General features: G+C 35.0%; 14 protein-coding genes and 1 pseudogene. All 15 read left to right on the top strand.

Annotated elements, in window-relative coordinates; all coding sequences use genetic code 11:
- The first annotated feature begins 46 nt into the window (after positions 1 to 46).
- The 15 genes and pseudogenes from ACHABW_RS20215 to ACHABW_RS20145 all read left to right on the top strand — a co-directional run bounded on the left by ACHABW_RS20215 (position 47) and on the right by ACHABW_RS20145 (position 18,048).
- Positions 47 to 1,231: a CaiB/BaiF CoA transferase family protein gene (locus ACHABW_RS20215; RefSeq protein WP_435757995.1), complete on the top strand. Its 1,185-nt coding sequence runs from the start codon at positions 47 to 49 to the stop codon at positions 1,229 to 1,231.
- A gap of 236 nt (positions 1,232 to 1,467) precedes the next feature.
- Entirely contained in the window at positions 1,468 to 2,256 is a 789-nt protein-coding gene (locus tag ACHABW_RS20210; protein WP_435757993.1) for an AEC family transporter, read from the top strand.
- A 75-nt stretch (positions 2,257 to 2,331) separates the two neighbouring features.
- Positions 2,332 to 2,778 (top strand): MaoC/PaaZ C-terminal domain-containing protein, encoded by a 447-nt coding sequence (locus tag ACHABW_RS20205; protein WP_435757991.1) that lies wholly within the window; start codon positions 2,332 to 2,334, stop codon positions 2,776 to 2,778.
- A gap of 341 nt (positions 2,779 to 3,119) precedes the next feature.
- On the top strand, positions 3,120 to 3,965 hold the full coding sequence (locus ACHABW_RS20200; protein WP_435757989.1) for a 3-hydroxyacyl-CoA dehydrogenase family protein: 846 nt from the start codon (positions 3,120 to 3,122) through the stop codon (positions 3,963 to 3,965).
- 108 nt (positions 3,966 to 4,073) lie between these two features.
- A pseudogene (locus ACHABW_RS20195) lies at positions 4,074 to 4,814 on the top strand (acyl-CoA dehydrogenase family protein); the annotation flags it as partial.
- Between the two features lie 152 nt (positions 4,815 to 4,966).
- Complete coding sequence (locus ACHABW_RS20190) at positions 4,967 to 6,160, top strand: thiolase family protein (protein WP_435757987.1); 1,194 nt, start codon at positions 4,967 to 4,969, stop codon at positions 6,158 to 6,160.
- 575 nt (positions 6,161 to 6,735) lie between these two features.
- Positions 6,736 to 7,185, top strand: a complete 450-nt coding sequence (locus ACHABW_RS20185; protein ID WP_435757985.1) for a MarR family winged helix-turn-helix transcriptional regulator — start codon at positions 6,736 to 6,738, stop codon at positions 7,183 to 7,185.
- Positions 7,186 to 7,767: 582 nt separating this feature from the next.
- Positions 7,768 to 8,121 carry a DoxX family protein gene (locus tag ACHABW_RS20180; protein WP_435757983.1) on the top strand — a complete coding sequence of 118 codons (354 nt, stop codon included), beginning with the start codon at positions 7,768 to 7,770 and terminating at the stop codon, positions 8,119 to 8,121.
- A 514-nt stretch (positions 8,122 to 8,635) separates the two neighbouring features.
- Positions 8,636 to 9,883: a PHB depolymerase family esterase gene (locus ACHABW_RS20175; protein WP_435757981.1), complete on the top strand. Its 1,248-nt coding sequence runs from the start codon at positions 8,636 to 8,638 to the stop codon at positions 9,881 to 9,883.
- A gap of 417 nt (positions 9,884 to 10,300) precedes the next feature.
- Positions 10,301 to 11,131: a BglG family transcription antiterminator LicT gene (gene licT / locus ACHABW_RS20170; protein WP_435757979.1), complete on the top strand. Its 831-nt coding sequence runs from the start codon at positions 10,301 to 10,303 to the stop codon at positions 11,129 to 11,131.
- Positions 11,132 to 11,277: 146 nt separating this feature from the next.
- Positions 11,278 to 13,140, top strand: coding sequence for a beta-glucoside-specific PTS transporter subunit IIABC (locus ACHABW_RS20165; RefSeq protein ID WP_435757977.1), 1,863 nt, complete (start codon positions 11,278 to 11,280; stop codon positions 13,138 to 13,140).
- Positions 13,141 to 13,294: 154 nt separating this feature from the next.
- The gene (locus ACHABW_RS20160) at positions 13,295 to 14,737 is read left to right on the top strand and encodes a glycoside hydrolase family 1 protein (protein WP_435757975.1); all 1,443 of its coding nucleotides are present in this window, start codon (positions 13,295 to 13,297) and stop codon (positions 14,735 to 14,737) included.
- Between the two features lie 89 nt (positions 14,738 to 14,826).
- Positions 14,827 to 15,918, top strand: a complete 1,092-nt coding sequence (locus ACHABW_RS20155; RefSeq protein ID WP_435757973.1) for an NAD(P)-dependent alcohol dehydrogenase — start codon at positions 14,827 to 14,829, stop codon at positions 15,916 to 15,918.
- Between the two features lie 249 nt (positions 15,919 to 16,167).
- Positions 16,168 to 16,623: a DinB family protein gene (locus ACHABW_RS20150; RefSeq protein WP_435757971.1), complete on the top strand. Its 456-nt coding sequence runs from the start codon at positions 16,168 to 16,170 to the stop codon at positions 16,621 to 16,623.
- A 492-nt stretch (positions 16,624 to 17,115) separates the two neighbouring features.
- Entirely contained in the window at positions 17,116 to 18,048 is a 933-nt protein-coding gene (locus ACHABW_RS20145; protein ID WP_435757969.1) for a ketopantoate reductase family protein, read from the top strand.
- The last annotated feature ends 594 nt before the right edge of the window (positions 18,049 to 18,642 follow it).

Raw genomic sequence — 18,642 nt, 5'->3', positions numbered from 1 at the left:
GAGCTGATAATGAAAATTTTTGTAATTTAAAGGAGTCGATCTGACAATGCTAGCGTTAGAAGGAATTAAAATTGTGGACTTAACAAGGACTTTAGCAGGCCCATTCTGTACGATGCTGTTAGGAGATATGGGAGCTGAAGTGATTAAAGTGGAACGACCCAGTAAAGGTGATGAGGCTAGGGAATTCACCCCACCCGAGTGGGAGGGGGAGAGTTGTTACTTTTTGAGCTCGAATCGAAACAAGAGAAGTATTACGGTAAATTTAAAAACAAAAAAAGGTCAAGAGATTGTAAAGAAACTAGTGAAATCTTCTGATGTGCTTGTAGAAAATTTTAAAACCGGCGACTTGGAAAAAATGGGGCTGGGATACGAAGATTTAAAAAAAGTAAACAATAAGCTTATCTATTGTTCTATTTCAGGTTTTGGAAGAACTGGACCAGAAAAAAATAAGGCCGGGTATGATTTATTGATTCAAGGTTATAGTGGTTTGATGAGTGTTACTGGAACAAAGAATGGGGAACGTGTAAAGGTTGGAACTTCAATAGCTGATCTATCCGGTGGTATGTTTGCAGTATACGGGATTATGAGTGCTCTAATGGCTCGATATAAAACCGGCGAAGGTCAATTAGTTGATGCCAGTTTACTCGACGGTCAAATTATGCTTCTGAATCATCTCGCTACAGGTTACTTCGCAACTGGAAAACCAGCCAGTACAATGGGATCAGCTCACCCAACCTTAGTACCATATCAAGCATTTCAGACGAAAGACATTGATATCATACTCGCTGTAGGAAACGATAATCTTTGGGAGAAATGTTGCAGTATTTTGAAATGGGACGATCTCAAAGGTGATCTTCGCTTTAAAACAAACAAAGGAAGGGTAGCCAATCGAACAGAATTAGTCCCTATTATTGAAGATCGATTAGGTAAAATAGAAGGCGACCAAATAATAAAAAAACTTGATGAAGTAGGAGTTCCTTGTGGTCCTATTCATACTTTGGATCAAATTCTTACTCATCCTCAAGTAGAGTCCAGAGAAATGATGATGGAACTAGATCATCCCTTTATTGATAATCTAAAGGTTCCAGGATTTCCTGTTAAATTATCATCTACACCAGCTGTTGTTTCGAGACATCCACCTCTTTTGGGTGAACACAATGAAGAAGTTCTAAAAGAACTCGGTTACACAGAAACTGAGATTGATACCATGAAAAAGTCCAATGAGGTATAAATTTACTTGAAGCAAAAGCTAGGTAAAAGAGGAGGGACTTTTAAATATTAAATGTTACCCTTTCGCTTCTTCTTATTTTAATAGGTTTAATCCTCGGTCAAGTATTAAAAGGATTAGCAGGTAGTAAACGTATAAGCAATACTATATTAGTTGAAAAAGTTCTTAATACGTCAACTAAAAGCGTTCTTTTATTGATAAATCCATTAATAGTGATAGGGGCGTTTTGGATAGTTCAATTGAATGATTATCGTCTCATTTTGCTACCTATACTAGGTATCATTTGTCTTCTCTTAGGGGGGGGATACTCGCTAATCATAGCCAAGGCTTTGAAGTTTGACCGTCATAAGCGAGGGACGGTGTTTCTTACGGGTTTCTACTCCAATTATGGAGCTTTCGGAACATTGTTCTGCTACGTTCTTATTGGTGAAGAAAGCTTGGCATATGTCGCGTTATTTCGACTATTCGAAGAGTTTATGTACTATACAGTTGGTTTTCCGGTAGCAAAAAGGTTTTCAGATCAAAAAAGTTTAAGCAGTAAAAACTTACCACAAAGATTGGCAGAAGTCGCAAAAGATCCATTTATCTTAATAGCTTTAGTTTCAGTAGCAGTCGGATCCTCTTTAAATGTTTCGAATTATAGCAGACCCGAATTTTATGGGGGACTAATCGAGCTTCTGTTACCTACCACAATATTATTATTAATGATTCCAATCGGATATAACATCAAATTTACTTATATTAAGAGTTTTATAAAAGAGAGTCTCATCATTTCATTAGTGAAGTTTTTGTTGGTGCCACTCACAATTATCAGCATCAGTCTAGCCTTGGATATGAAAGCATTAAATAATGGTACCGTTTTACAAGTTATCGTTATATTGTCAATGATGCCACCGGCATTTACGTCCGTTATCCCCGTTCGTTTGTATAATTTAGATATAAATTTAGCTAATTCCAGTCTAATAGTGAATACCGTCGTTTTTTTGTTAATCATCCCCATTATCCAATTGTTAATTGATCTGTTTTGATTTTCAGTCTCTACGGGATTTTATTTATATTAGTTGTTGAAAATAAGAAAATATTCATTATAAGGGGAGTCTTTTATGGGTAAATATTTTAGTGAATTAAAAGTTGGAGAGACATTTACAACTCCTGCAAGGACAATAACGGAAACAGATGTTTCTTTATTCAGTGGACTGTCAGGAGATTATAATCCACTTCATTCGGATGATACTTATGCTAAAACGACTGTTTTTGGAGAGAAAATTGTACATGGGTTACTCGGGATTTCAATAGCTACAGGGCTAATATTTAGAACAGGTATTTTTGATGGAACTACTATTGCGTTTTTAGGAATTAACGATTGGAAATTTCAAAAACCCATTTTTATTGGGGATACAATATATGTAAAAATGACAATTTCAGAAACCAGAAAAAGTAAGAAAGAAAATAGAGGGATAGTTACTAGACAAGTGGCACTAATAAATCAAAGAGAAGAAGTAGTTCAATCAGGGGTATTGCCTATTATGTTAAAAGATAATGAAGATTAAATTAAGTTAACAACATCTAGTCTATCTTTATTAATTATAGATATTTTGGTAAGGGGATTTCTTAATGAATAATGCTGTGATATTCGATTCTACAATAACTGCGATAGGAAAATAGGGTGGATCACTAAGAACCGAACTGGTTGATTTTTTAGCCGTAAAAGTTATAAATAATCTGTTTTCCGATTTGATGACGGCCGGATGATATTGGAAGAATTGAACCCTGAAATTTCCATAGGAAATTTAAAAGACATTACTGATGCAGATTTCACAGTAAGTGACAATCTTACTCGTAATTATGTTTAGAAGCACACATATTTTTTTGAAAAAGGAGTGTCAATCATATGAAAAAGGCTGCAGTTATAGGCGCTGGTACGATGGGGAGAGGAATTGCTTATTCATTGGCTCTGAATGAATTTCTTGTATATGTTAATGATGTGAGTTTGGAGGCATTGGATGACGCCAAAGAAAAGATTGAACAGGACCTGAAAACAAGTGCTAATAAGGGATATATTACAGAAAACGATGTAGAAATGAGCCTGAAAAACCTATCCTTCAGTACAAATCTTAAAGAAAGTGTTGAAGATGCTGATTTTGTAATTGAGGCTGCACTGGAAAAAATAGATTTGAAGGTTGATATCTTTAAACAGTTGGATAGTTATTGCAAGCCCGATGCAATACTAGCTACAAATACATCGACGATGAGTCCTACAGAAATCGGTGCGCATACATCACGGCCTGACAAAGTAGTCGCGATGCACTTCTTTAATCCGGTTCATAAGATGAAGTTGATTGAAGTTATAAGGGGACTGGATACGTCTGATGCCACTGTGGAAACTGTCAAAGAAATCGCTTCAAAATTGAAAAAAGAAACAGCTGAAGTCAATGAGTTTCCTGGTTTTGTCACTTCCAGAATGAATTGTCTTATTGGCAATGAAGCTATGAATCTACTTATGGAAGGCGTCGCTTCAGCAGAGGATATCGATAAAGCGATGAAGCTTGGTTTGAATCATCCTATGGGACCACTCGAGCTAGCTGACCTTGTAGGTCTAGATACACGATTAAGGAATATGGAATACCTGCATAAGACTCTGGGTGAGAAATACCGCCCATGTCCGCTACTTATCAAATATGTCAAAGCAGGGAGACTGGGAAAAAAGAGTAAATCCGGATTCTACAGTTATGAATAATAATGGGGGATATATGTCTAATAACATCTTAAAAATGTCAAAGATTTTGTAAGTATTATCGAGATCAATCGGCCTGAAAGTCGAATTCATTAAATACGGATATCCTCATGGGTTGGGGCATTTTGTCTAACTGAACCGGAGGCAGGATCAAACAAAATTGAGTACTACTGCCGAAAAAAAGGGTGAGAAATATATTATTAATGAAATGAATCACTATATTACCAATGGTCCCATTGCCGGAGTCTACACTGTAATGGCCGTCACAGATCCTGAAAAAGGTGCGAAAGGTATCAGTTCTTTCATTGTAGAAAGAGATACACCTGGGTTCAGAATAGGAAAGATAGATGACAAGATGGGAATGCGAGGTACCTATACTTAAGAGTTGATATTTGAAAATATAGAAGTTCTGGAAGGAAATTTATTGGGAGAAGAAAACCAAGGATAAGTCGATGCTTTGAAAATTTTATCTATGGGCCGATTAGCTGCAAAAAACCTCGGCTCTTCTGTAAGTTGATGGAAGATTGCATGGATTATGTATTGGAAAGAAAACAATTTGGAAAACCTTTATTTGATCAAGATATGACTGTAGAAATCGAAGCATTACGATCAATAACATATCAAACTGCTTGGCAGGCTGATCATGGCAACTGGGTTCTGAAGTATATGGTCGAATAGCAGATCATGCTGTTCAGATCTTTGGTGGAAAAGGGTATATGCAACAGTATCCAATAGAGCATTATTACAGAGATGCTCGTCTAGCCAGAATTTATGAGGGGGACTTCTGAAATTCAGCGCAACATTATAGCGTCACAGTTGAAAAAAGAGTGGGAACAGAAGCTTGAATATTAAATTTATAATCATTTCTTTAGCATAAGAGGGAGAATTAAAAAGAGCTGTATAGATACTTTCACTATAGCAGTAGCTTTAATTATAATTAGAGAAAACAAAAGGGAACAGGAGAGAACAAGAAAATTTCAATATATAGAAGGAGGGGAAACCACTTGAGAAATATAGTAATTGTTGATTCTGTGCGAACTGCAATTGGAAAAATCGGTGGTACCATCGGTAATGAAACAGTAGATAAACTCGGTGAACATGTAATTCGGGGAATTATTGATAGGACAGGCATTGAAAGAGGTGCCATTGAAGAAGTAATACTTGGACAGGCAAAGCAGAGTTCAGACGTATCCAATCTTGCACGTGTTGCTTCGCTTCGTGCGGAACTTCCAATTCAAATTCCAGGCTATACGATTCATCGGCAGTGCGGATCAGGAATACAGGCGGTCAATTCCGCGTCACAACAAATCCAATCTAATCTGAGTGATATCATTATTGCCGGAGGAGCAGAGTCGATGAGTACAGCTCCTTATTATGTGAGTGGCGTCCGTTTTGGTGTGAAATCAGGTGATGTTGCTTTGAAGGATCCGAATACAGCGAGTCAACCTGGATCGCAGCCAAATGAAGAATATGGTGATCTGAACATGGGGATTACGGCAGAAAACGTAGCCGAAAAATACGGAATTACACGCGAAGAACAAGATGAATTTGCGTTAAGAAGCCAAGAAAATGCGAAGAACGCGATTGCAAAAGGATACTTTGAAAAGGAAATCATCCCGTATACAATTAAAACAAGAAGAGGAAACGTCGCATTTAAAGTGGATGAGCACCCTAGGGAAACGACTCTTGAGAAATTGGAGAATTTAAAACCAGTATTCAAACAAGATGGTACAGTTACTGCTGGAAATGCTAGTGGACGTAACGATGGTGCAGCAGCTTTGTTGGTTATGTCGGAAATAGAAGCGCAAAATCGGGGGTACAAACCAAAAGGAAAAATAATTGCCCAAGCTGCCGCAGGATGCTCACCAAAATTAATGGGGATGGGTCCTGTATATGCAACATTAAAAGCAATCAAGCAAACGAATCTATCGATTAATGATATTGATGTCATAGAGTTAAATGAAGCGTTTGCTTCTCAATCAATAGCATGTGTAAATGAATTAGGTCTAGACATCAATAAGGTCAATCCAAACGGCGGTGCCATTGCGATGGGACATCCTATTGGCGCAACTGGAGCGATTCTGATGACTAAATTGCTTCATGAATTGGAAAGAACTGGGAAAAAATACGGTATCGTTACCTTATGTATTGCTGGTGGTATGGGAATAGCTACAATTGTTGAGAATACTCAAGTATAGTTTTTCTATGACTATATTTATAAAATATGCCAAGGTATATGGTGCTTAAGCTCAGGCACAAGTACGGCGTATGCGGTGAAAGTCGCACGTACGTTTTGGGCAAGGACAAAAGGGAGCGATAACTTCAAACCCTTCCCTATTCTGTATAAAGTTTAATATCAGTTTAGGGAATAAATAGTTGACAATAAAACACCTTAATGTTAGGATATTCACATCCTATTTATAGGATATATGGTGTTTAGGAAGGAGAGACAATATAAAAAAACGTTTCAATTTTAATGAATTTTGCCTTATATCCTAACATTAGGATATTTAAAATGTTATCAATGATTATTCAATTTCTTTTAGGATGAAGGTTTTAAACCATACTTGTTATCCAGCATGGTTTTATATTTTTACAAGTATGATTAAACTTTTAGCTGCTGTAAAGAATTAAAAGAAAGAGCCAAGTTTCGACAGGAATATTTACTTAAAATTCGTGGACAAGTATTACACTTCATTGCTTGAGTAGTATGAATAAAGACAAATAAGCACTTCTGATATAATAGGGGAAAGGTTAAATCGGAGGCGGTCTAATGTATCAAGGAAATGAACAAGCGGAAAGGGATCTGAGATTATTTCGAATATGGCTAAAAGCAACTAAAGCAGTTTTCGATAATGTGGTAGAAGATGTTAAACGTTATGAATTAACTATTGAGAATTTTATGGTTCTTGAACTGCTCTACAATAAAGGATCACAATATATACAAACAATTAGTGAAAAGCTCATGATACCTAGTGGAAGTATTACGTATGTAGTTAACAAGTTGGAGCAAAAAAAGCTAGTAAAAAAAGAGCAGGAACTGAACAACCGACGTTATTGGAAAGTAACATTAACTGAAAAAGGCGAAGCACTCATTAATGAAGTCTTCCCCCAACATGTTGAAACGATTGGTGAAAATCTGAGTTCTTTAAATGATGAACAAAAGGAACAGTTAGCGGAATTATTAAAAATAGTAGGATTGACAGCAAAAGAATTAAAATGAAGAATGATATTAGTTTATGGATAAATATCAAATCCATCCTGAAAGTCGATTGGAATAGGTCTTTATTCAATCCGGGACGTTAACTGGACAGAATGTTTCTGCCCAGCAAAGAATTCAGGCTAAAATGAACCAGCAGAAGCAGGATTGGATGTGTTAGTTGTAGGCGAAGTAACCCACCATTGTTTGCAACAAAGCACATACCGTTATAATGGGTGCCGTTGAACATGCCACATTTAAATTGAAAGTTCAGCTACCGTCCTGAGGAAATCGGATCCAGTGCTTGTATACGAAGACCATACAAGACTCGATCTAATCAAATTGTTGCGGGCTGTGGCCCGCATTTATGCATCCATGAATTACTCGACTTGATGTCTGTGATATGAAGAACTTTTTGTAGAGAAATTTGAATTGCTTTTAAAAATTAACGGAGAAGACACGAAAGAAGCAAAGGATGCGAAGTACGGATTTTAATTAATCGCTTTTTTGATATGATATTAAATAATAAGCTAACAATTATATCCTGATGTTAGGATATATATAATCTAAATAATAAAGAATATCTATAAAAAGGAGAGAATATAAATGAGTATTTTATCAATTATTCTTCAAGTTTTATTAGGATTAGGATTCCTAATGTTTGGATTTATGAAGTTTGGTTCAAAGCAAATGGTAGAAGATTTTAAGAATTATGGGTATCCAGGTTGGTTTAGGGTATTTACAGGATTAGTAGAGGTTATTTCTGCAGTTTTAGTTATTGCAGGTATATGGAATGAGACATTAGCTGCTTGGGGGGGATTATTCATATTGGCAACTATGATTGGGGCTATTTTTACTCATATCAAAATTAATGATGCAGTCAAAAATATGATGATGCCAATCATTTTATTAATATTAGGGTTAATTGTTTTACTAATTAATTTCGGTTCATTGCTTTAATTAGTGTCAATAAGTTTGTGTAATCTAATTAGAGTGTCATTCAGCACTAGGAGGGGGAGGTTCACGTATGGGCCCCTGCCGGGGGCCCATACGTGAAAAAAATCCAGTTGCGCTTCTTAGTCTTTGTTTCATAACGCTTTTTAAATAGATTTTGTAAAACCGGCTGAAGGTGTTAATTAATTTACGCGGAATATTTATAATTTACATTAAGGAATGTTACCTATTTTGGGCATAACCTGAATCAATCTTGTGGACACAGCATGTATGTGTCTTTTGGTTGATTTAGGTTTTTTGTTTATAAAATGAAATATATGACTTGCATTGCTGCTTAAAAATTTGAAATATTTAATTACAATTAACTTCGAAGTAGTTAATAAATCACTATTGATAAGCAGATAATCAGATAAATAATTATTATCGACATATATTTTGATTGGAGTGATTAATTTAGTGTGCTGAATTTCATAAAAAGTAACATGAAAAGTTAACAAATATTAATGAGGAGGATAATGTAATGATGATGAAAAACTTAAGCATAATAATGACACTTTTATTAACTAAGGTTTTGTTTTTGAGTGCTTGTCAAAACAATAATGAACAAGAAAAGAAATTAAATATTGAATTAAACAAAGATATGTTAACGTTAATAACTACTGTTCAACCATATGGTGAGGTTGTTCAAGCTATTGCTATTGATATTGGAACAGAAGTCAATGAAACTTTGTTATCTAGTGAATTTTTTCAAGTTAAATTTAAAACAGATATAGGGAATTTTGAACGATCAATTGTAGCGGTCTATACTAATGATGAACTTCAGATAACGGATGAAGCGAAAAGCGGTGAATACATTATTGTCGAGCTTGATCCAAATGATGAAGAAGCAGGTACCTTAATCTACAATGAAGAAGAGGACTACAATATTAGAAAAGAACTTAATTATTATCTTCATAATCAATTTGTCGAATTCGAAAATGGTTTAACATTAGAAGCAAACGATGAAGCCATAAATATAGAGAAAGAGTATCAACAAGTAGTTGAAGAATTCAACCACCATGAATTTATTTCATCATCTGACCAGCGATTAGATTACTATTTATTTGAACCAAAAACAGAAGAAGGAAAAAGCTATCCCTTGATTCTCTTTTTACATGGGAATGGAGAAAGAGGTGATGGTAACAAAATGAATTTGTTAGGTAATGAAGGGGCTGTTGTGTGGGCGAGATCAGCGCAACAATCTGAAAACTCAGCCTACATTCTAGCACCACAGGCACCGTTAGATGGTGAAGAATTTTTCATTTGGGGTGCAGAGCCACGAAATAAATCAGTGAAAGAATTAGTAGATGAAACGGTAGCGTTACAACAAATTGATGAAGATCGTATTTATGTGGTTGGGATTTCAATGGGGGCAATCGGAACTTGGCGGTTAATTGAAAATTATCCTTCATTTTTTGCAGCAGCGGTACCTATTGCTGGGACAACTAATTTTGAGGAAATAAATGAAAATAACATTGCTCCCGTTGACCAAAACCGTTTGAATACCTACTTTAATATACCTATATGGGCGTTTCATGCCGCGGATGACTTTGTGGTAAATCCAGATAATATTAGAGAAATTTTTGATTTATCACAAACAAATGATGCTGACTATTTCAACTATACAGAATATGAGGCAGAAACAATTTCACCTATGGGACACTTTTCTTGGGTGCCGGCATTGCAGAATCAGGAGATGATAGAATGGTTATTTGAACAATCAAAATAGCCTGTTGAGCAATAGTTTAGATGACCTGCGTGAGTAATACCAGACTATATAGAATGCTAGCACTTTTATAATACTAATAAATGAAGGCGGTAAAACAGTGTTATAGAAAGAAAATTAGTTAATTTGGTAAATAATGATGTCTTTATGAATTAGACATTTGTATGGCAAGACTATCTAAATATATGTAACTATCGATATTAGGAGCAAAATTTTACTGAGGGATCGAGTATTAATATAAATCTTCTTCCTTGGTTACCTTAAGGTAACTACTTTACAAAATGAATTTGAGCAATTACTATTAATCTGAAGCTGCATTACAACAAATAAGAAAACGCATACTCATTACGGATTGTGACTGTTTAATCAGGCAAAACCGATTACTGTTGTAATTAGTGGTTTGTTCTGGGGGGTGTTAAAGTGAAGATTTTAAAAATACTTAACAATAATGTCATTGTCTCTGAAAAGGACAAAGAAGAAGTCATTGTCATGGGGCGTGGAATAGCTTTTAATAAAAAAGCTGGTGATGAAATGGATGAAAATCAAATTGATAAAATCTTTACTTTGGAAGATGAAAATATCACAACGAAGTTCAAAACGCTAATAGCTGACATCCCTATAGAATATATGGAATTATCAGAGGAAATTATTAATTACGCAAAAATGGAGCTAGGTAAAAAGCTTGATAATAGTATTTATATTTCATTAACGGATCACATTCATTTTGCTATAGAGCGCCATAACAATAATATACCTATAAAAAATGGATTACTTTGGGAGACAAAGCAACTGTACAAAGAAGAGTTTGAAATTGCGATTGAAGCATTGAATATGATCTTTGAGCAGTTTCATATAATCTTACCTGAAGATGAGGCTGGTTTTATTGCTCTTCATCTGGTAAATGCTCAGTTTAATGAAGATATGAGTAATGTTGTCGATATGACAAAGGTGACACAAGATATTTTAACGATCATCAAATATCACTTTAAAATTGACTTTGATGATAACTCGTTAAATTATTACCGGTTTATTACTCATCTAAAGTTTCTTGCCCACCGACTGGTGAAGGGTAATCATTACAGGAGTGTGTCTCAGGATGACCTCTTAAATGTGATTAAAAATAAATACCCAGAAGCATATAAATGCACCGAGAAAATTAAAAAGTTTGTAGAAAGTCAGCATCGTTATGAATTAACAGAGGAAGAAATGCTTTACCTAACGATTCATATACAAAGGATAGTCAAAAATTAATAATTCTATTTAGGATTGTGACTTACGAGGCAAAACCTAAATTGACCTTTTCTAAAAAGGTCGGTTTAGGTTTTTTGTTATTAAATTTTCAGTATTAAATAACGTATAAGGAAATTATATACGTATTAAAAAAAGGAGGAAAAAAAATGAGTTTTGAAAAACTAGCGAAAAATATCGTAGAGAACGTTGGTGGAGAAGAAAATATAAATAACGTAGTACACTGTGCGACACGATTAAGGTTTAAGCTCAAAGATTCAAAAAAAGCAAATAAGCAAGTACTAGAGGGAATGGATGAAGTACTTAGTGTTGTTCAAAGTGGTGGACAATACCAAGTGGTTATAGGTTCTCATGTATCAGAGGTGTATAAAGATATTACAAAGATAACGGATCTAGACAACAATAAAAATAACAATAGTGCGGGGGAGAAGCAGAATATTACATCAAAGATATTTGACACAATATCGAGAACATTCTCGCCACTATTAGGAGCACTTGCTGGAGCAGGTATGCTTAAAGCATTACTAATTATTTTAACAATGACAGGCTTACTCACTGAAGAAAGTAGTACTTATCTTATATTATCTGCTGCAGGAAATGCTGTCTTTTATTTTCTTCCTATATTTATAGGTATTACATTATCTATTCACTTAGGAGCCAACCCATATGTTGGTGCATCCATAGGCGCTGCATTATTAGAGCCTAACTTGACAGGATTAATCGAAAATAGTGCCTCATTTTTGGGGATACCAGCAATCGTAGTTGACTATTCTTCTACTGTATTTCCTGTATTTATTGCGATTCTAATATATGCATTAGTTGAAAAAGGCTTGAAAAAGATTATTCATAAAGATTTACAAATGTTCTTAGTTCCTATGTTTGCATTAATTATTGTTGTTCCATTGACTGTTTTACTTTTCGGTCCATTTGGTACGTATGTAGGGGATGGAATTGGCGTAGCGATTTCATTTTTATCAGAACAAAGTGGTTTAATAACAGGTGCAATAATGGGTTCGTCTTGGACGTTTTTAACGTTATTCGGTCTACATTGGAGTCTTGTGCCAATTATTCTTCAAAACCTTGCACAGGGTGGCGATCCACTACTATCCATGTTAGCTGCTGCTGTTTTTGCTCAAATTGGTGTAGCGGTTGGAATAATGATTCGATCAAAGGACAAAAAGTTAAAAGCTCTTTCTGTTTCAACGATGTTACCGGGTGCACTTGGTGGTGTGACAGAGCCGATTCTATATGGTTTAATCCTTCGATATAGAAAAACAATGATTTATTTGATTGTTGCTGGAGTAATTGGTGGTGCGATAAATGGCGCATTAGGTTCTGAAGCTAAAGCATTTGCATTTGCAAGTTTCTTATCAATACCTGCATTCTCACCAATGTGGGCGCATATAACAGGGTCATTAGCAGCGTTTGTAATAGCTGCATTGGCAACAATAATTTTTGGCTATGAAGTAAAAGGGAAAAAAGAATCAACTAATGAAGCTAATGTTGATAATAACTCTAAAAATTTTGAAGCTGTAAAGGGAACAGAACAATTGGTGAAAAGAGAAACAATTGGTAGTCCGTTAACTGGAAAAGTAGTACCTTTAAGTGATGTGAATGATCCTGCGTTTTCTTCTGAGGTAATGGGAAAAGGTATCGCTATTGAACCGATAGTTGGTGAAGTAGTATCACCAGTAAATGGAACTATTTCAGCTATATTTCCAACCAACCACGCAGTAGGTATTACTTCAGATAATGGAGCTGAAATATTGATTCATATTGGTATTGATACCGTACAGTTAGATGGAAAACATTTTGAAGCTCTAGTTAAACAAGACGATGTTGTTAAACAAGGTGATCCGTTAATACATTTTGATATAGAGAAAATTAAAGAAGCAGGTTATGACGTTACTACGCCAATAATCGTTACAAATACTGTTAATTACACAGAATTTATTTCAACGGATAAAAACGAAATTAAATTAAAAGAAGATTTACTAACAATTATTGTTTAAATATAAGAAAGCTCACATATTTCTTAGTACTAATCGTCTATGAGGTCCCGCTTTGTTTTCATCATAAAGCAAAGCCAGGATTTAAAGATATTATATTGAACTTAATAGTTTTACTGTAAATTGGCATCTTAAAGAGAGAAAAGGAGTAGATAAAATGAGTACAAATAATGAAAAATTTCCAAAAGATTTTTTATGGGGTGGAGCAACAGCTGCGAATCAAATTGAAGGTGGTTTTCACGAAGGAAATAAAGGTTTAAATATTGCTGATGTGTTACCAGGTGGGAAAGAAAGATTGAAGGTTTTGAAAGAGCCTGGATATAAATTTGAAATAGATAAAGCGAAATATAATTATCCAAATCATGAAGCTATTGATTTTTATCATCGTTACAAAGAAGATATTAAGTTATTTGCTGAAATGGGATTTAAAGTATTTCGCATGTCAATTGCATGGAGTCGTATTTTTCCTAAAGGTACAGAATTAGAGCCTAATGAAGAAGGTTTAGCTTTCTACGATCGTGTATTTGATGAATTGCATAAGTATGGTATTGAACCAGTTGTTACTATTTCTCACTATGAAATGCCATTAAATCTTGTAGAAGTGTACAATGGTTGGAAAAGTCGTGAAATCGTACCCCTATTCGAACGTTATGCAACAGTTGTGATAAACCGTTATAAAGAGAAGGTTAAATATTGGATGACTTTCAATGAAATTAATAGTGCACTACATTTCCCGATTATGAGTATGGGTTTCTCTGTTGAAGAAGGAGAAAACAAATATCAAAGTATTTTCCAAGCTTTCCATCATCAGTTTGTTGCAAGTAGTCTCGCTGTTAAGGCATGTCGTGAAATTATTCCAGAAGCTAAAATTGGTTGCATGCTTCTACATGCACCTGTTTATTCGTATGATAGCAATCCTGAAAATATTTTATATGCACTTCAAGAAGAACAGATTTTCAATTATTTCTGTGGAGATGTACAAGTAAGAGGAGAATATCCTGCTTACGCTAGACGATTTTTAAAAGAGCATTTTGTAGACCTTACAGTGGAAGATGGCGACTTAGAGCTAATAAAAGAATACAGGGTAGATTATATTGGATTAAGTTATTACATGTCGCAAACACAGAAAAAAGATAAAGAAGGTATTGATGCTGCTGCCGGCAATCTTTTAGAAGGTGTCAAAAATCCATTTTTAGAAGCAAGTGACTGGGGATGGGAAATAGATCCGACAGGTTTAAGAATAGGATTAAATAGAATATATGATCGTTATCAAGTTCCTTTATTCGTCGTCGAAAATGGTTTAGGTGCCTATGATAAAGTTGATGATGATGGAGCTATTAATGATGACTACCGAATTGAATATTTACGAAGTCACATTGAAGCTATGGCAGAAGCGAGTGAAGATGGTGTAGATTTAATGGGGTATACAAGCTGGGGATGTATTGATTTGGTTAGTGCTTCTACTGGTGAAATGTCTAAACGTTATGGTTATATATACGTTGATAAGCATGATGATGGTAGTGGTACATTAGATCGTAAGAGGAAAAAGTCGTTTTATTGGTATAAAAATGTGATTAATAGTAATGGGGAAGTATTATAAAGCTCAAAATACTCTTACTTTTAACAATAAAATTAGTGCGCTGAATTCTAGAAATTTTAATAAATAAAACAACCCTTAGGAGGGCAATTATGAAAATTCAAGCAGCAGTAGCACATCATGTCGATGAAAAATTAAAAATTGAAGAAGTAGAATTAACAAAACCCGGTAGTGAAGAAGTGTTAATTAAAATAGTAGCAACTGGTGTATGTCATACTGATGCTGAATCAATTAAAGGACGAGGAGCACCATTTCCAGCTGTGCTCGGTCATGAAGGGGCAGGTATCGTAGAAAAGATTGGTTCTAACGTTACAAATGTTCAACCTGGAGATCATGTGGTTCTATCTTACTCCTATTGCGGCGAATGCTCACAATGTCTAACGGGACACCAAAATTTATGTGAAAGAACTGTGGAACTGAATTTCGGTGGTAAATCAAAAGATGGTACTAACCATATTCATCAACATGATAATGAACTTTCAACTTTCTTTGGCCAATCGTCATTTGCAACCTATTCAGTTGCAAACAAAAATAACGTGGTAAAAGTAGATAAAGACGTAGATTTAGCATTATTAGGACCATTAGGATGTGGTATTCAAACGGGTAGTGGTACAGTAATGAACAGTTTACGTCCTGAACCAGGTACCTCAATTGCTATTTATGGTGGAGGTGCAGTTGGATTAAGTGCCGTAATGGCAGCTAAAATAATGGGGTTAAAACCTATTATTGTTGTCGATTTACATCAAAACCGATTAGACCTTGCAAAAGAACTTGGTGCAACTCATGTATTAAACGGTAAAGAAGTAGATGTTGTAGAAGAAATCAGAAAAATTACGGATGGCGGCGTCCATTATGGAGTAGAAACAACTGGTGCAAATCCGGTAATCAAGCAGTCTATTCATGCATTACGCGTTGCAGGTACAGTGGCCATCGTGGGTATGGGTGGAGATGTTACGTTAAACTTCACAGAAGATATATTAATGGAAGGTAAAAAAGTGATGGGTACGGTTCAAGGAGATTCCGTTCCTCAATTACACATTCCGAAATTAATTCAATATTATAAAGAAGGTAATTTTCCATTTGATAAATTAATAAAATTCTATGACTTTGAAGACATCAATAAGGCTTTTGAAGAATCCAAAACGGGTGTAACACTTAAACCTGTCGTAAGAATTGCTAAATAAAAATAATTTAAAAATAAAGAAACCGCATTCTAGTTCACATAAGAAGCGGTTTCTTTGCTTAGAGGTTATAAGCAGAAAGTAATTTCTTATTAGGAAAGCCTTACGAAACAAAATCCTAAAACAATTTTAATATACTTCTAATCAATAAAAAAATCAGTAAATCATAAATTAGCAGAACGAATTGTATAGGTTAAATTAATGTAAGACAGTTATTTTTAAATTATTATTAAAAATTCAGGAGTGATTTAAATGGATAGAATAAATGAGTTTACTAAGGGATGGTTATCAAATAGAAATTCTTTACTTGAAGTTTTGAATTCCGTTGAGGATAAGCATCTTACTTTCAAGGCGTGGGACGGTGCAATGACTTTATCTGAACTAATATTACACATTGCATATGCTACAACTATGCACGTTGATAGGGTTAAGACGGGAGAAACCATTAAACCAAAAGAAATTGGAAATGTAAGAACAGCTGAAGAACTAATTGGTATTGTTAATGAAGAAACGAAATATGTTAAAGAAGAATTGAAAGCTCTCACAGAAGAACATTTAAAACAAACAGTTCTATTTGCTGGAAAGGAGTATTCTGGAATAGAGCTTTTAGAAAATGGTAAGGATCATGAAGTCCATCACAAAGGGCAAATTTTTACATATTTACGCCTTCTAGGGGTCAAGGATCTACCATTTTTCCGTCAAATGTAATCAAAGTACTTTTAGATAGAAACTCAGTTGTGCATGGGGATTACAATTGCTGGAAGGTACGAATGTATGCTATGGGCAGCACACGAATATTTGTATCGGTAAATCATTAACGGATCCAAATTGATACCGAGTATTACCAACGAGAACGGTGAATTAGGGTAATATTTGTTTTAATGAGCTTTTTAACAAACTTCGACTGGTAAGCTCATAGGGAGAAAGAGACGGTAATATGATCGAAATAGGACATCATACCGTAACGCATTGTTCGTTCTTTTTCTCAACGACTGAGAGAGGTAAGTAAATTTGATAAATCAATTAAGCATATGCCAATTGTGGAATGAATTGATTATGGAACGCGACGGGAATATAATTTGTACCAGTGTTTGGAGAGCGTGTAAGAAATTGAGTTTGTACTTTTGATCAAATAATTTATGTGGTTCATCTTTTCCGTGATAACATTAAGTTGTTAATAATTAAGGGAGGTTACCTAATATGAATATTTTGGTACACGGTGCAGGAGCCTTGGGCGCTTATTTTGGCGGGAGAATGTTAGAAGCTGGTGTAGACGTTTCGTTTTTTGTGAGAGAGAAACGGGCTGTACAGTTGAAAAGGGAAGGGTTGAAAATAAATAGCCCCGAAGGAAGTTTTGAAACAAAAGATGTGACTGTTTGTACTTCACCAGAAGCTGTTAAAAATATAGATTTAGTCATCCTCGCTGTCAAAGGCTATCATCTTGATCAAGTCGTGCCTCAGGTTCAAACGATCGTTCAGCAGACAGGAGCGTTTGTCTTGCCTCTGTTGAATGGTGTGGAGCATTTGGAAACGTTGCAGAAAGCTATTGGTAAAGAAAAAGTGATCGGTGGATTTGCAGCTATCATTGCTACTTTAAATGAGCAAGGTCACGTAGAGCATACAAACGCAAACAGCACGATGAAATTTGGGGCTCTTCATGACGAGCAAATAAAAATATGTGAGAAATTAGAAGAGATACATAATCTTATAAAAACAAACATCGTAAGAGAAGAAAACATTATGAAACACATCTGGAAAAAGTATATGTATATTACGGCGTTTTCCGGGATTACTTCAGCGATGCAGCTACCGGCGGGTTATATAACAAGTACGGAAGCTTCGTTTAATGTTGCTAGAAATGTAATTTTTGAAATGTATATGCTCGCTCAAAAAGAGGGCATTTCTATAGGAGAACAAGAAGTAGAATCGATGGCAAGTAGATTAAAAGGTCACTCAAAAGAAGCGACATCTTCCATGCATCAGGATATGAGAAAAGGGCTTTCAATAGAAGTTGAGCATTTACATGGAGGGGCACTACGTTTGTCGGCCAAACATGATCTGAATGTTCCAGTCATTGAAACGCTTTACGGTGTACTTAAACCGTATGAAAGTGGAAAGCCGAGTGTTATGTAATATCGAATACCTGGCACCACCTGAAGTTTAGAAGATATCGTCGAAAAAAGTAGGTTAAAAAGTTGTTTTTGATTTACAGGGACTCTCTAAATAGTAAGAACCAAGCCCTTGAAAGTATTTGCTTTCCAAGGGCTTGGTTAAGATTCATTGTATCTCATAGTCTGTTTACACTATTAAATGAGTGAATATATTGTATCTTTTTGGATAAAAACAGTGATTCTACATGAATCACTGTTTTTATCTTTTTATAACGTCCGACAGAATGAATTTCTGTTAAGGGCGTTCATATTTCGACAAATGTTTCCCTTTTGGGATATATCACTATTAAAGGATATAAAATACAAAGTTATAAAGAATGGTATTGAAGGGGGGATAACTAGTGGCGAGCCCCCCCCCATTAAATTATCACTTTAATATTATTCACTATCTAATCACGGAGTTAACTATAGGTGAATTCTAAAATAAACCAAAGAAAACAGGAAATAAGCCGTATAGGTACTGTGTTTACTTAGGATTATTAAAAAATTCTGAAAATTGTGTTGACATTAGTATAACAAGTTATTACACTTATATTAACAACTTATAGTTAACTCT

It is taken from the genome of Salipaludibacillus sp. CF4.18, assembly GCF_051262595.1.
Taxonomy (GTDB): domain Bacteria; phylum Bacillota; class Bacilli; order Bacillales; family Salisediminibacteriaceae; genus Salipaludibacillus; species Salipaludibacillus neizhouensis.
Note: the sequence above shows the minus strand (reverse complement) of the source record. Positions and strands in the feature narration are given on the sequence as shown.